Genomic DNA, 13,931 nt, shown 5'->3' with positions numbered 1-13,931 from the left:
GCTCGCAGCCACGCGGCCCCTGGCCTTCGCCGCGCTTGCCGCGCTTCAGTGCGCGAGGATCTTCGACAGGAACTGCTGGGCGCGGTCACTGCGCTGGTCGGGCTTGCCGAAGAACTCTTCCTTCGCGCAGTCCTCGACGATCTGGCCGCGGTCCATGAAGATCACGCGATCGGCCACCTTGCGTGCAAAGCCCATCTCGTGGGTCACGCACATCATGGTCATGCCTTCGCGCGCCAGCTCCACCATCACGTCCAGCACTTCGTTGACCATCTCCGGGTCCAGGGCCGAGGTGGGCTCGTCGAAGAGCATGGCGATCGGGTCCATGGCCAGCGCGCGCGCAATGGCCACGCGCTGCTGCTGGCCGCCCGAAAGCTGGATCGGGTACTTGTGCGAATGGGCCGACAGGCCCACACGCGCCAGCAGCGCGAGCGACTTCTCGCGCGCTTCGGCCGGGCTGCGCCCCAGCACCTTGCACTGCGCGATCGACAGGTTCTGCTCGATGCTCAGGTGCGGGAACAGCTCGAAATGCTGGAACACCATGCCCACGCGCGAACGCAGGCGGTTCATGTTGACCTTCGCGTCGCCCACGGTCATGCCATCGACGCGGATCCGGCCCTTCTGGAAGGGCTCCAGCGCGTTGACGCACTTGATCAGCGTGGACTTGCCCGAGCCCGAAGGGCCGCAGACCACCACCACCTCGCCCTTGCGGACGGTGGTCGTGCAGTCGGTCAGCACCTGGAAGGCGCCGTACCACTTGCTCACCTGTTCGATATCGATCACGAGTTCTCTCCTTGGGCAGTGGGGGTCAGCAGTTCAAGCAGCACGTTGGCCACGGCCACGGTGGCCGCGCGCAACTCGCGCAGCGGCACGCGCTCGTCGGCGCGGTGGCCGTTGGCCTCGATCAGGCTCCTGGGGCCGGCGCCGTACATCACGGTGGGGATACCGGCTTCGGCGTACAGCCGCGCGTCGGTGTACAGCGGCACGCCGATGGGCGTCACCTCCTGGCCCATCGCCGCACTGGCTTCGCGGCACATCAGCGCCGTGAGCGCCTCGCTGCCTGGCGCGGGCGTGAAGGGGCGGGCCAGCAGGATCTGGCGCACTTCGGCGCGAATGCCGGCCAGCGGCGCGCAGGCCTGGTCGATCACGGCCCGCAACTCGGCTTCCACCGCTTCGGGCGATTCCTCGGGCACGATGCGGCGGTCGATGCGCAGACTCAGCCTGTCGGCCACCACGTTGGTGTTGATGCCGCCTTCGATCAGGCCCACGACCATCGTCGGGTGGCCGATGCCCGGCGTCTGCGAGGCGCGTTGCGCCAGGCTGTCGCGGTAGCGATAGAGCGCGGGCAGCAGCGTGGCGGCGGCCTCGATGGCGTCATGGCCGGTCTCGGGGCGCGCCGCATGGGCCGACAGGCCGCGCAGCGTCACTTCCAGGTGCAGGCAGCCGTTGTGCGCCACCACCACGTGGTGCGAAAGCGCAGCCGAGATCACGCAGTCGGGCCGGCTCAGGCCTTGCGCAAGCAGCCAGCCCGGCCCGGTCATGCCGCCGGTTTCCTCGTCGTAGGTCAGGTGCAGTTCCACGCTGCCGGCCAGCGGCGCGCCCTGGGCGTGCGCATGCTTGAGCGCACGCAGCGCCTGGCCGTAGGTGGTGAAGTCGGACTTGGACACGGCGGCGCCGCGGCCATAGAGCCAGCCGTCGCGCACCTCGCCGCCGTAAGGGTCGCTGGACCAGCCATCGCCGGGCGGCACCACATCGCCATGCGCGTTCAGCGCGATGACGGGGCCCTCGCCGAAGCGCTCGCGCACGATCAGGTTGGTGACGCTGCGCATGCCATGCTGCTGCGCCACGGCGTCGGGCACGTCATGGCGCTCGACGGTGAAGCCCTGGGCTTCGAGCAGGCGGGCCGTCAGTTCTGCATGCGGGCGGCAGTCGCCTGGCGGATTGTCGGAGGGGCACTGCACCAGCCGGGCCAGCATGGCCACCTGCTGGTCGAAATGCGTGTCGATGAAGTCGCGCAGCTGGGTGCGCACCAGGGCGTTCGGAAGGCTCATGACTCAGAGGAAGCGGTCGATGCGAAAAGGGGTGAGGTCGATGTCGGTGCGGCCGTGCACGATCAGGTCGGTGACCAGCCGCGCAGAGATGGGCGCCAGCGTGTAGCCGTTGGACGTGACGGCGTTGTAGAAGCCGGGTATGCCGGGCACGTCGCCGAGGATGGGGGCGCCGTCGATGTTCACGTTCATGCCGGCCCAGCAGCGGATCATGTGCAGCCCGCTCACGGCTGGCAGCACCTGGCGCGCGACCCACAGGTTGCCTTCGATGCTGTCGCGCTGGGCGCGATTCAGGCGCATGCCTTCGTGAAAGGCCGCGGTCCAGCCGCCGCCGATGATCAGCCCGCCCGTGGCCGCCTGCTTGAGGCTCAGATGCCGGTCGGCATGCGCGATCAGGTGGTTCACCAGCGGCGGCGCGGGCTCGGTCACGATCATCTGCAGCGGCGCGCCCTTGACGGGAATGCGCACGCCCAGCATGTCGCCCACCGTGCTGGACCAGGCACCACTGGCATTGACCACGCGCCCGGCCCGTATGGGCCCGCGCGAGCTTTGCACCATGAAGCCCGCGCCTTCGCCGGGCAGCCTTTCGATGGCCGTGACATTGCAGCCGCGCACGAAGCGCGCACCGCGTCGCTGGGCCTGCGCGGCCACGGCATAGGTGGCGCGCAGCGGGTTGATCTTGCCCTCCATGGGGCACAGCTCGGCGCCCAGCAGCGATGGCGACAGCGCTGGCGAGAGACGGCGCAGTTCGGCGCCGTCGAGCATGTGCGCCTCGATGCCATGGCTGCGTTCGAGCGCCACCTTGGCTTCCAGAAAGCGCAGGCCGGCTTCGGTGTCGGCCACCATCAGGCCGCCCGTGACCTTGATCTCCAGGTCTTCGCCGCTGTCGCGCTCGATCTCCTGCCACAGCCGCACCGACAGTGGCCCCAGCGGCAGCGTGGCCGCCGCGGGGCCGCCGCCTTCCTGCGCCTTGGCGCCGAAGTCGAAGGACAGCAGTTGCACATGAAGGCTGCCCGCGTTGGCGCCCGAGGCCTGCAGGTTCAGATCGTCGCGGTCGACCACCAGCACGTCCTGCCCGGCCAGCGAGAGGTAATAGGCCATGCAGGCACCCAGCACGCCGCCGCCGATCACGAGCACATCGGCCTGCATCGCAGGCAGTGCGGCCGCGTCCACGGGCCGCGCAAGGTTGGGCGTGATGGCTGGCTTGTGGCCGCCCCATTCGGGCTTCTCGAAACCCAGCGCGCCGGCTGGCACCGGCTTGGCCGGCGGGCGCGGTGCGAAGTACTGTTCGGCCTGCGGCGCGCGGCCCGTCATTTCCTCGACCAAGCGCGCGGCCGTGATGGCGCAGTAGCGGCCCTGGCAGCGGCCCATGCCCAGGCGGGTGTTGCGCTTGATGGCGGCCAGCGTGTCGCGGCCGGCGCGGATCTGCGCGCGCACATCGCCAAAGCGCACTTCCTCGCAGCGGCACAGCAGGGTGTCGTCGGGCAGGTCGGCCAGGCGCAGCGGCGGTGGCGCGTAGATGGACCAGAGTGCCTGCTGGAAGTCGGCTGCGCGCTTGAGCTGGCGTTGTGCGTCGGTGGTGTCGGCCGGCGTCTTGCCCAGCGCACGGGCGGCTGCGGCGCCGGCCAGCGTGCCGCGCGCCAGGGCCACGCGTGAGCCGCCCAGGTCGGCGCCATCGCCCACCACGAACACGTTGTCGATGTTGGTGGCACCGTCTTCGCGCGTGAGGGTGGCGGGGTGGCCCATGTGGCGCTGCGCCACGCGATGCTCGCAACCCAGCATGCGCGCGAGTTCGGTCGACGGCACAAAGCCGTAGCCGACGCACAGCGTGTCGGCATCGAAGCTGCGGGGCTTGCCGCAGGGCTGGCCCGAGGCATCGAGCGCGGCGGTATGCACGCGCTCGAGCCGTGCATCGCCTTCGGCGTGGGTGACGGCCTGGCCCCAGAGCACCGGCACGCCGTGCGCGCGCAGCTGGCGCAGGTAGCGCCAGCCCTGCACAAGCAGATCGGGCGCGTTGCGCGCGGCGCGGGCCAGCACGCGCGCATGGCGGATCGACGGCCGCGGCGCCGATTCGAGCACCGCCAGCACCTTCGCGCCGCCGCTGATGAGCTCCACGGCCAGTTGCAGATTCAGCGGCCCGTTGCCCGCGATCACGATGCGCTGGCCCGGCGCCACGCGGTAGGCGCGCGCAAGCGTCTGGCCCGCGCCCGTGGTCATCACGCCTGGCAGCGTCCAGCCCGGGAAGGGGGTGGGGCGCTCATAGGCGCCCGGCGCGATCACGAGTTGACGGCAGCGCACCGTCGTGGCCCGCTCGTCGATGAGCGCGCCCACCTCATGTGCCGAGAAGGCGGCCCACACCTGTGCCTGCTGGATGAGCTGCACGCCGGCCGCGCGCACCGCACGCTCCAGCGCCTGGCCCTGCGCGAACTGCGCGTCGGGCGCAAGGGCGGCCGCCTGCGAAGGCGCCAGCGGCTTGAAGAACTGGCCGCCGCTTTGCGGGCGTTCGTCGAGCACCGTGACGCGCACGCCGGCCTGAGCCGCAGCCAGCGCAGCCGACAGGCCCGCCGGGCCGGCGCCCACCACCAGCAGTTCGGTGTCCAGCTGCTCGGGGGCCTCATGCGGCGGGGGCACCAGGGGCATCAACGGGTCTTCGGCCGTGCCCGAGGGCATGGCCGAACGCACCTGTGCGCCGTCGATGGCCTTGGTCAGGCAGGCGCGCTGGCTGGCGCGGCCGTCCACGGTGACCAGGCAGTCGAAGCAGGCGCCCATGCCGCAGTACAGGCCGCGGCGTTCGCCGCCGCGCGTGTGGCGCATCTGGGCGATGCCGGCGGCCGACAGTGCGGCAGCGATGGTTTCGCCTTGCAGGCTGTCGACCGGCTGGCCGTCGTACCAGAAGCGGATGGGCTGGCCGCTGGCCCGGATCGAGGGATGGTGGAGGCGGGTGGCACTCATGAAGGGCAACGAATGGGACGAATGAAAAGTCATCAACAGTTTGACTTCGTATTCGGTATACGTATACTACACGTATACATTCATTCCGTCATTCGATTTTTGAACCAAGGACGAGCATGACCGCGTTCCGAGGCACCTATACGGTGCTCATCACCCCCATGACCGCCGACGGCAAGTCGGTCGATGTGCCAGCGCTGAAGAAGCTGGTGAACTGGCAGATTGAAGAGGGGATTCACGGCCTGATTCCGCTGGGCAGCACGGGTGAGTTCCTGTCGCTGACACCGGAAGAAAGGCAGCTGGTCATCGAGACCTGCGTGAGCACGGCAGCAAAACGCGTGCCTGTGCTGATCGGCACCGGTGCCGAGTGGACCGACGAATGTGTGCGCCTCTCGCGCGAGGCGCAGACCCTGGGTGCGGACGGCGTCATGATCATTCCGCCCTTCTACAGCACGCCCACCGATGACGAGCTGTTCGAGCACTACCGCAAGGTGGGCGAAGCCATCGACATTCCGATCATGGTCTACAACAACCCCGCCACGGCCAATGTGGATCTCAAGCCCGAACTCGTGGCGCGGCTGTCGCGCATCGACGCCTGCCAGTACATCAAGGAATCCACCCTGGAAGTGACCCGCGTGCGGGACATCATCGAGCTGTGCGGCGACCGCATGACGGTGTTCGCAGGCATCCTGGGTTATGAGTCCTTCTGGCTCGGCGCGCAGGGCTGGGTGGCCGTGTGCTCCAACCTGATCCCGAAGATGTCGGCCCGCCTGTTCGAGCTGGTGGCCGATGAGCGCAACCAACCCGAAGCGCTCGCGCTGTACAGGAAGATGCTGCCGCTGGTGCGCTGGGTCGGGGGCCACCGCTACGTGGCGGCTTCCAAGGACGGCCTGGGCATGATGGGCCTGCCTGTGGGGCAGCCGCGTGCGCCGCGTCTGCCGCTGCCCTCTGCCGATGCGCAACAGCTGCGCGTCGAACTCGATCGCCTGGGCCTGCTGGGCTCCATCGGCTGATTGCGCAACGCCGGTTGCTTGCGCCCGCTCTCGCCTCGCTGCTTTCTCCTCCTCACCCAACCCTCGAAGGATCCGTCATGAAAAGGCTCTCCGTTCTCGCTACCGCTGCCTTCCTCGTCCTTGGTGCAGGCCAAGCCCAGGCGCAGGCCTGCAAGTCGCCCGTGCCCGATTCCGCGCTGGTCAAGAAGGGCACCCTGGTGATGTCGGTCAATCCGACCTTGCCGCCCATGCAGTTCGTCGATCAGACCGGCGCCCTGAAGGGCATGCGTGTGGAGCTGGGCGAGATGGTCGCCAAGCGCCTGTGCCTGACGCCCGAGTACGTGCGCATCGAGTTCTCGGCCATGATCCCGGGCCTGCAGGGCGGGCGCTGGGACCTGATCAACACCGGCATCTTCTACACCGAGGAGCGCGCCAGGCTGATGCAGATGCTGCCCTATGAAGACCAGGCCATCAGCATCAGCACGGGCAAGGGCAATCCGCTGAAGATCAGCAAGCCCGAAGACCTGGCGGGCCGGAGCATCGGTGTGGAGATCGGCGGCTTCGAGGAGCGCAAGGCGCGCGAACTGGACAAGCAGCTGACCGACAAGGGCATGAAGGGCATGACCATCCGCACGTTCGAGAACTTCGCGATGGCCTACCAGTCGCTGCGCGCAGGGCAGGTGGAAGTGGCCCTTTCCATCGACTCCACAGCGGCCGAGTACCAAAAGCGCGGCGAATTCGACCGCGTGCTGCACGGCCTGTTCCCCACGCCCGTGGCGCTGGCCACCAAAAACCGCGCGCTGGCCGACGCCGTGGCCAAGGTGCTCAACGACATGAAGGCGGACGGCAGCTTCCAGAAGCTGTTCGACCAGTACGGCGTCAAGGCCATCGACGGCGCGGTGGCGGTGAAGGGCCCGGCGGGCTGAAACCAGTGCATTGCGCCGCCGCGAACGCGCTGATGCACGACGCGGCGGCGTGTGTCTCCAACTGAACTGAATCAAGGATCCTCATGGGACAAGGCTGGAGCTGGTCGGGCTTCTTCGACTACCTGTTCAACCCGTACATCCTCGGCGGCGCGGTCACCACGCTGTGGCTCACGCTGGCCGCCATCGCAGGCGGCCTGGTGCTGGGCTGCGCGCTCGCGCTGGCGCGGCTGTCGAAGTACCGCTGGCTCTCGGTCCCGGCCCACTTCTACATCTGGGTCTTCCGGGGCACGCCGCTGCTGGTGCAGCTGATCATCATCTACACCGGATTGCCGCAGCTGGGCCTGCGCCTGTCGGTGATCGAATCGGCGCTGCTGGGCCTGATCCTCAATGAGGCGGCCTATCTGGCCGAGATCGTGCGTGGCGGCATTCAGGGCGTGCCCATGGGCCAGACCCATGCAGCGCGCGCCGTGGGTTTCAGCGGCGCGCAGGCCATGCGCTACATCGTGATGCCGCAGGCGCTGCGCCTGATCGTGCCCACGCTGGGCAACAGCGTCAACGGCCTGCTCAAGACCACCTCCATTGCCTCCGTCATCTCGATGGAGGAACTGCTGCGGCGCACGCAGGTGCTGATCCAGGAAAAGTTCATGGTGCTGGAGTTGTTCATCGTGGCGGCCCTGTACTACCTGGTCATGACCACCGCGTGGGACTTCGTGCAGCGGCGCATCGAGCGCCACTTCGGGCGCGCCTACAGCAACACCGTGACGCCGGCCAAAGATGGCCCGCCGGCTGCCGTCGTCGAACAGCGCTAGGAAGCTGCCATGCCCCAGTACGACCTGATCGTTCGCAACGCCGACATCGCCACCGTCGGTGACCGCTACCGCGCCGACATCGGCGTGCGCGATGGCCGCATCGTCGCCATTGCCCAGGGCCTGGAAGGCCCGGCGGCGCGCGAGCTCGATGCCGCCGGCCGGCTGGTCACGCCAGGCGGCGTGGACGGCCACTGCCACTTCGACCAGCCGACCAACGACGGCTCCAGGTACGCCGACGATTTCTACACCGGCACGCGCTCGGCGGCCTGCGGCGGCACCACCACCGTGCTGCCCTTTGCGCTGCAGCAGCGCGGCTCGTCGATCCAGGCCGCCGTGGACGACTACCACCAGCGCGCCAATGGCAAGGCGGTGATCGACTATGCGTTCCACCTGATCGTGGCCGAGGCCACGAAGGACGTGACCCAGCGCGAGCTGCCGATGCTGATCGAGAAGGGCTACACGTCCTTCAAGATCTACATGACCTACGACGATCTGAAGCTGGCCGACCGACAGATCATCGAAGTGCTGGCGACGGCCCGCAAGCACGGCGCGATGACCATGATCCACGCCGAGAACAGCGACTGCATCGCCTGGCTCACCGAGCAGCTGCTCGATGCCGGCCTGACGGCGCCGCGCTACCACGCGAGCTCGCGCCCCATGGCCGTGGAGCGTGAAGCCACGCACCGCGCCATCGCGCTGGCCGAGCTGATCGACACGCCGATCCTGATCGTGCATGTCTCGGGCCGCGAAGCCATCGAGCAGATCCACTGGGCGCGCGGGCGCGGCCTGCCGATCCACGCCGAAACCTGCCCGCAGTACATGTTCCTGAGCGCCGAGGATCTGGGCATCGACCCCGACGATCCGATGCATGGCGCCCGCTGCATCTGCAGCCCGCCGCCGCGCGACAAGGCCAACCAGCAGTTCATCTGGAACGGCCTGTCCAGCGGCCTGTTCACCATCGTCTCTTCAGACCATGCTCCCTTCAACATGGAGGGCCCGCACGGCAAGCGCGCTGCGGGTGAAGGCGCCGCCTTCGACCGCGTGCCCAACGGCGTGCCCGGCGTGGAAACGCGCCTGCCGCTGCTCATGAGCGAAGGCGTGCTTGGCGGTCGCATCGACATCCACCGCTTCGTGGAGCTGACAGCCACCAACCCCGCGCGGCTGTATGGCTTGTACCCGCGCAAGGGCACCATTGCCGTGGGCAGCGACGCCGACCTCGTCGTCTGGGACCAGTTCCCCGAAGGGCAGGAGCGCGTGCTGGACAACAGCATGCTGCACCATGCCGTGGACTACACGCCCTACGAAGGCATGCGCATGCGCGCCTGGCCCGCGACCACCGTCTCGCGCGGGCGGCTCGTGTGGCATGAGGGCCGGTTCCTGGCCGAGGCCGGTTCGGGCGAGTTCCTGCCCTGCCTGCGGCCGCAGGTGCCGCGGGCCTCGAACCCGCTCGAAAAATGGCTGTAGCGCGCGGCGGCCCTGCCGCAGACTGCTAAGCTGCGGCGCCCAGCGAGTTCCCTTATGCCAAGCCTTCCCAGCCCGGCGCAGCCCGCCACCATCACCATCGCGCCGCTCGAAGTGCGCTCCGCCAGCCTGGCAGAGCAGGCCTATGACCGGCTCCGCACGCTCATCCTCGACCGCATGATCCACGCCGGCGCGCCCCTGCAGGAGGGGCGCCTTGCCGACGAACTGGGCATTTCGCGCACGCCCATGCGCGAAGCGCTGGTGCGGCTGGCCGGCGAGGGGCTGCTGGTGCGGCGCGACGCGCGCTCGTATGCCGTGCGGGCGCTGGGCACCAAGGAGTATTTCGACTGCATGCGCGCGCGGGAAGTGATTGAATGCGAGGCCATCGCGCTGGCCGCCCCGCGCATCGACCTGGCCGAGCTGGACCGCCTGCAGGCCGAGATCGAAGCCCTCAACGCCGGCGAGCACGACGAAACCGAGCACTGGCATTTCGACGACCGCTTCCACGCCTTCATTGCGGCGGCCAGTGGCAACGTGGTGTTTCCCCGGCTGGTCGAAGAGCTGCGCGTCAATGCACGGCTGTTTCGCCTGCACAGTCCCTTGCACCGCCAGCGCGAGAACCATGACGAGCACGGCGACATCCTGGCCGCGCTGCGCACGCGCGATCCCGAGCGCTCCCGCGAGGCCATGCGCGCGCATCTGCGCAGCCTGCAGGACGACGTCAAGCGCGCGCTGATCGACTGAGCCGCTTCCCGCGGCCCGGCAAACTGAGGCCCGGACCAGCCGCTAGATCAGCCGCTCCTGCGGCGTCGTGATCTTGCGCAGCACCGCGTGCCGGGCGGCCGGCATCTTCAGCGGGTGCTCGGTGGCGGCATCGTCCCAGACCGGGTCGTCCAGGCTGTCGAAGACCTCGCGCAGCTTCTGGCCCCAGCCGCTGTGGATCATGCGGTAGTAGGGGTTGTCGGCATCGATGCAGACGATCTTGTCGGTCTGCAGGCGGCCCGCCTCGTAGACCACCAGGTCCAGCGGCAGTCCCACCGAGAGGTTGGACTTCATGGTCGAGTCCATCGAGACCAGCGCGCACTTGGCGGCCTCTTCCAGCGGCGTGTCGGGCGTGAGCACGCGATCCAGCACGGGCTTGCCGTACTTGGATTCGCCGATCTGGAAGTAGGGCGTCTCGTTCGTGGCCTCGATGAAGTTGCCGGCCGAATAGACCAGGAACAGCCGCATCGCCTCGCCCTTGACCTGGCCGCCGAAGACGAAGCTGACGTTGAAGTCCACGCCCGCATGCTTGAGCGATTCGGCGTCGCGGTCGTACACATGACGCACGGCTGCGCCCAGCACGCGCGCGGCGTCGAACATGCTCGTGGCGTTCCAGATGGTGATGGGGGCGCCGTCGGCGTTGCGCTCCTTCAGTTCCTCGACCTGCAGGATCTCGCGCACCGACTGCGAGATGCTCAGGTTGCCGGCCGAGAGCAGCACCATGGTGCGGTCGCCCGGCTGCTCGTACACGATCATCTTGCGGAAGGTGGAGATGTGGTCCACCCCGGCGTTGGTGCGGGAGTCGGACAGGAACACCAGGCCGGCGTTGAGTTTGATGCCTACGCAGTAAGTCATGTGGAGGGCGCTCACGGCCGCGCAAGCGCGAGAAGGGACACGGGGCGGATGGACTGCCCGGCCACCCCGGGAAGGCGGGCGCGGACAGTGGGCGGATTCTAGGGGGCGGCCCTGTCTGCAGAACGCATCAGGCGCCTTCGCGCCGCTGCAGCTTCTTGAGTGCGTAGAGCGCGTCCAGCGCCTCGCGCGGGCTCAGCGCATCGGGGTCGATGGCTGCGAGGGCCGAATCGACGGCGCTGGCCTCGGGCTGCTCGGCGGCCGGTGGCGGGGCGAACAGGTCCACCTGCGCGCGGGTGTCGTTCTGCTGCGCCTCCAGGGCCTGCAGCGCCTGGCGCGCATGCTGCACCACCTGGGCGGGCATGCCCGCCAGCCGCGCCACCTGGATGCCGTAGCTGCGGCTGGCCGGGCCGGGTTGCACTTCGTGCAGGAACACGATGTCGCGGCCCGACTCGGTGGCGCTCACATGCATGTTCACGGCCGCATGGTGCTGGGCCGGGAACTCCGTCAGCTCGAAGTAGTGGGTGGCGAACAGCGAGAAGGCGCGGCTGCGGTCGTGCAGCTGCGCCGCGATGCCCGCGGCCAGCGCCAGTCCGTCGAAGGTGCTGGTGCCGCGGCCGATCTCGTCCATCAGCACCAGCGAATAGGCGCTGGACGCCGCGCCGGAGGGCGCTGCTGCCGCTGCTGTCGCACCGGGTTCCGCCAGGCCGTCTTCGGCGCGCATGCCCTGGGCTGCGGCCCGGGGCCGGCCCGGCGTCTTCTCGCGGGCCGCCACCGCATGCAGGATCTGCGCGGCCTCGGTCATCTCCAGCATGAAGGTGGACTGGGCATTGGCCAGGTCGTCGGCCGCGCCGATGCGCGTGTGGATCGCGTCGATGGGCCCGAGCCGGCATTGCGCGGCCGGCACGAAAGAGCCGATGGAGGCCAGCAGCACGATGATGGCCACCTGCCGCATGTAGGTGGATTTGCCGCCCATGTTGGGGCCGGTGATCATCTGCATGCGCTGCGTGGGGCCCAGCAGCGTGTCGTTGGCGATGAAGGCGCCGGCGGATTTTTCTGCCAGGCGCGCTTCGACCACCGGGTGGCGGCCCTGGATGATCTCGATGCAGGGGTGGTTGATGAAGGTGGGCGCGCGCCAGTTCAGCGTGAGCGCGCGCTCGGTCAGGGCCGCCAGCGCATCCAGCGTGGCCAGCGCATCGGCCACGCGCGTGAGGGCCGGCACGAAGGCCTGCAGCGCATCCAGCAGCTGTTCGTACAACCACTTCTCGCGGGCCAGCGCGCGCTCCTGCGCCGACAGGGCCTTGTCCTCGAAGGCCTTGAGTTCGGGCGTGATGAAGCGCTCGGCGTTCTTCAGCGTCTGGCGGCGGCGGTAGTGCTCGGGCACCTTGGCCAGCGCGCTCTGCGTGACCTCGATGTAGAAGCCATGCACGCGGTTGAACTGCACGCGCAGGTTGGCGATGCCCGTGAGGTTGCGCTCCTGCACTTCCAGCTTGAGCAGGAAGTCGTCGCAGTTCTCGCTGATGGCGCGCAGCTCGTCGAGTTCTGCGTCGTGGCCGCGCGCGATCACGCCGCCGTCGCGCACCAGGGCCGCAGGCTCGGCCGCGATGGCCGCACGCAGCAGCTCGGCGCAGCCGCGGGGCGGCTCAAGCTCTGCGGCCAGGTGTGCCAGGAGCGGGTCTTGCGTGGGCAGCAGCGGCGCCACGCGGCGGGCCTTTTCCAGCGCCAGGCCCAGGGCCACCAGCTCGCGCGGGCGCACCTGGCGCAGCGCGATGCGCGCGGCGATGCGTTCCACGTCGCTGGTGTTCTTGAGCTGCTCGCGCAAAAGCTTCCAGGGCGCGGCCGTCTGGCCCGCGGGCAGGCCCTGCAGCGCCGCGATGGCCGCATGGCGCGCTCGCGCCTCGCTGCGGTCGCGCCGGGGAGCCAGCAGCCAGCGCCGAAGCGCGCGGCTGCCCATGCCGCTCATGCAGCTGTCCAGCAGCGAAAAGAGCGTGGGCGCATCCTCGCCGCGCAGGGTCTGCACCAGCTCGAGGTTGCGGCGCGTGGTGGCGGGCAGGTCGATCAGGTCGTCCTCGCGCTCCACGCTGATGCGCTGCAGGTGAGACAGCGCGCGGCCCTGCGTGTGTTCGGCATAGCCCAGCAGCGCGCCGGCCGCGGCCTGTGCCTCGGGCAGCGCGTCGGCGCCCCAGGCCTGCAGGCTGGCGGCCTGCATCTGCTCGAGCAGCTTGCGCTCGCCCAACTGCGCGTCGAACTGCCAGGCCGGGCGCAGCGCCAGCGTGAAGCTGCCGCCGGCCTGCTCGCGCGCGAGCTTCAGGCGCTGTTCAAAGGCGGGCGTGACCTCGGCGCCGTAGATCAGTTCGCTGGGGCCGATGCGTGCCAGCCAGCCTTCGAGCGCCTCGGCCTCGCATTCGGCCAGGTGCAGCACCGCGCCCGTGACGCTGAGCCAGGCCAGGCCCAGCCGGTGCCGTGCGCCCGCATGCACGGCCAGCAGCAGCGCTTCGCGCTTGTCCTGCAGCAGTTCGGCGTCGGTCAGGGTCCCGGGCGTGACCACGCGCACCACCTTGCGCTCCACCGGCCCCTTGGCCGCCCCCACTTCGCCCACCTGTTCGCAGATGGCCACCGATTCGCCGAGCTTGATCAGCCGCGCGAGGTAGCTCTCCATCGAATGGAAGGGCACGCCGCACATCACCACCGGCGCCCCGGCCGACTGGCCGCGCTGCGTGAGCGTGATGTCGAGCAGGCGCGAGGCCTTCTCGGCGTCGCCGTAGAACAGCTCGTAGAAGTCGCCCATCCGGTAGAACAGCAGGGTCTGGGGATGGTCCGCCTTCAGGCGCAGGTACTGCGCCATCATGGGCGTGTGCTGCGAAAAGTCGTCTTTCGCGGGTGCAGGGGAGGGGGAGGATTTCTCGCGCAATTGCTGCCTGTCTTGTCTGCTCGATGCCAGGGGCCGGGTCGCCCTGGTTTCCGATGGGGCCCCCGCATGCGGGGTGGCGGGCGATTATCGCGACCCACGGTCGCGGCAGGCGCAGCAGCGGCAAAAAGGTTCAGCGCCTGCGGCTGCTTCGCTTCGCAGGGCATGCAGGTCCTTTGCGCTATGGGCATCCAGCGTCGCACGGGTGCTCCAACAGGACATGTGCC

Annotated in this window: 10 protein-coding genes; 5 read left to right on the top strand and 5 right to left on the bottom strand. The window is 69.1% G+C overall.

Annotated features, from left to right (window positions below; genetic code table 11):
* Positions 1-45 precede the first annotated feature (45 nt).
* From PGB34_RS00505 to PGB34_RS00495, 3 genes are read right to left on the bottom strand one after another with little or no spacing between them, the layout of a single operon-like run.
* The gene (locus tag PGB34_RS00505) at positions 46-780 is read right to left on the bottom strand and encodes an amino acid ABC transporter ATP-binding protein (RefSeq protein ID WP_271426110.1); all 735 of its coding nucleotides are present in this window, start codon (positions 778-780) and stop codon (positions 46-48) included.
* Complete coding sequence (locus PGB34_RS00500; RefSeq protein WP_271426109.1) at positions 777-2,048, bottom strand: M20/M25/M40 family metallo-hydrolase; 1,272 nt, start codon at positions 2,046-2,048, stop codon at positions 777-779. Before PGB34_RS00500 ends, PGB34_RS00505 begins: the two co-directional genes overlap by 4 nt.
* Before the next feature lie 3 nt (positions 2,049-2,051).
* Complete coding sequence (locus PGB34_RS00495; RefSeq protein WP_271426108.1) at positions 2,052-4,997, bottom strand: FAD-dependent oxidoreductase; 2,946 nt, start codon at positions 4,995-4,997, stop codon at positions 2,052-2,054.
* A 116-nt stretch (positions 4,998-5,113) separates the two neighbouring features.
* Between PGB34_RS00495 and PGB34_RS00490 the strand changes: the two genes are divergently transcribed.
* The 5 genes from PGB34_RS00490 (at position 5,114) to PGB34_RS00470 (ending at position 9,926) form a co-directional block, all read left to right on the top strand.
* Entirely contained in the window at positions 5,114-6,007 is an 894-nt protein-coding gene (locus tag PGB34_RS00490; protein WP_271426107.1) for a dihydrodipicolinate synthase family protein, read from the top strand.
* A gap of 77 nt (positions 6,008-6,084) precedes the next feature.
* On the top strand, positions 6,085-6,912 hold the full coding sequence (locus PGB34_RS00485; protein WP_271426106.1) for an ABC transporter substrate-binding protein: 828 nt from the start codon (positions 6,085-6,087) through the stop codon (positions 6,910-6,912).
* A gap of 83 nt (positions 6,913-6,995) precedes the next feature.
* Positions 6,996-7,721 (top strand): amino acid ABC transporter permease, encoded by a 726-nt coding sequence (locus PGB34_RS00480; protein WP_271426105.1) that lies wholly within the window; start codon positions 6,996-6,998, stop codon positions 7,719-7,721.
* Positions 7,722-7,730: 9 nt separating this feature from the next.
* A complete protein-coding gene (gene hydA / locus PGB34_RS00475) occupies positions 7,731-9,185 on the top strand; it encodes a dihydropyrimidinase (protein ID WP_271426104.1) in 1,455 nt (484 codons plus the stop codon).
* A 54-nt stretch (positions 9,186-9,239) separates the two neighbouring features.
* Positions 9,240-9,926, top strand: coding sequence for a GntR family transcriptional regulator (locus tag PGB34_RS00470; RefSeq protein ID WP_271426103.1), 687 nt, complete (start codon positions 9,240-9,242; stop codon positions 9,924-9,926).
* Positions 9,927-9,968: 42 nt separating this feature from the next.
* Here PGB34_RS00470 and PGB34_RS00465 read toward each other — a convergent pair whose 3' ends face one another.
* A complete protein-coding gene (locus PGB34_RS00465; protein WP_271426102.1) occupies positions 9,969-10,799 on the bottom strand; it encodes a proteasome-type protease in 831 nt (276 codons plus the stop codon).
* Positions 10,800-10,926: 127 nt separating this feature from the next.
* On the bottom strand, positions 10,927-13,644 hold the full coding sequence (gene mutS / locus PGB34_RS00460) for a DNA mismatch repair protein MutS (protein WP_271426101.1): 2,718 nt from the start codon (positions 13,642-13,644) through the stop codon (positions 10,927-10,929).
* Positions 13,645-13,931: the final 287 nt, after the last annotated feature.

This window comes from Xenophilus arseniciresistens (assembly GCF_028023875.1).
GTDB classification, from domain to species: Bacteria; Pseudomonadota; Gammaproteobacteria; order Burkholderiales; family Burkholderiaceae_C; genus Xenophilus; species Xenophilus arseniciresistens.
Note: the sequence above shows the minus strand (reverse complement) of the source record. Positions and strands in the feature narration are given on the sequence as shown.